This is a genomic window from Thermoanaerobacter sp. CM-CNRG TB177 (assembly GCF_018588165.1).
Taxonomy (GTDB): Bacteria; Bacillota; Thermoanaerobacteria; order Thermoanaerobacterales; family Thermoanaerobacteraceae; genus Thermoanaerobacter; species Thermoanaerobacter thermocopriae.
Window position 1 is genome coordinate 1 of the sequence record NZ_JAFCAC010000030.1, and the last position, 322, is coordinate 322.

Genomic DNA, 322 nt, shown 5'->3' on the forward strand with positions numbered 1-322 from the left:
ATTACAAGGCATACGTAGGAGAGAAAGCAGAAGACATATGGATAGATGTAGCAAATTACATAGAAGAAAACTACAAAGAAGAGAAGATAGAGAAGATATACATAGCAGGAGATGGAGCACCGTGGATAAAAGAGGGATTAAAATGGATAGTAAAATCAAGGTTTGTGTTAGACAGATATCATTTAAACAAATACGTATTAAAAGCCACATCAAAAGAGCCAAAATACAGAGAAAAGATATGGAGAGCAATAAATGAAGGAGATAAAGAAGGAGTGAAGAAGATATTTGATGAACTAATAAAGGCAGCAGAGGAAGAGAGGGA

Annotated in this window: 1 protein-coding gene; it reads left to right on the forward strand. The window is 34.8% G+C overall.

Annotation, left to right across the window (positions count from 1 at the left end; all coding sequences use genetic code 11):
* Positions 1–322: UPF0236 family transposase-like protein (locus tag I4N53_RS01940; protein WP_214495461.1), on the forward strand; the 322-nt coding region annotated here is incomplete at both ends.